Source organism: Desulfosporosinus sp. I2 (assembly GCF_000960765.1).
GTDB lineage: Bacteria > Bacillota > Desulfitobacteriia > Desulfitobacteriales > Desulfitobacteriaceae > Desulfosporosinus.
This window is the reverse complement of the sequence record NZ_JYNH01000323.1, coordinates 1-447: the sequence shown is the minus strand read 5'-3', so window position 1 is coordinate 447 and position 447 is coordinate 1. Positions and strand designations below refer to the sequence as shown.

The 447-nt window shown below is 42.7% G+C and carries 1 protein-coding gene; it reads left to right on the top strand.

Annotated features, from left to right (window positions below; genetic code table 11):
• Nucleotides 1-16 precede the first annotated feature (16 nt).
• The coding region (locus UF75_RS25930; RefSeq protein WP_242860441.1) for a DDE-type integrase/transposase/recombinase at nucleotides 17-447 on the top strand (431 nt) is incomplete at its 3' end.

Here is a 447-nt window from a genome sequence, read left to right as displayed (position 1 = left end):
GGCGCCACGGTGCTATATGTCTACTATCATCGACGCCTGTACAAAAGAGTTGCTCGCTTGGGTACTGAGTGAATCTCTCGAAATCGATTTTGTTCTGGAAACCGTGAACCGGCTCATCGAGAATTATGGTATCTCTTTGACATCCGAGACCCTGATTAATTCGGATCAAGGGTCACACTACACAAGTATAAAGTTTATCCAGTTGATAAAAGACAGTGAACTGAGGCAGTCTATGTCCCGAAAGGCAAACTGTTGGGATAACGCTCCGCAGGAATCCTTTTACGGTCACATGAAAGATGAAATTGACATTTCACAATGCACAACATTTGAAGGAATTCACCAAGTGATCAGCGATTGGACTGATTATTACAACATCGAGCGATACCAATGGAATTTGGCAAGATTAGCTCCAAGGGAGTATTACAAGTATCTCGTTACAGGAGAATA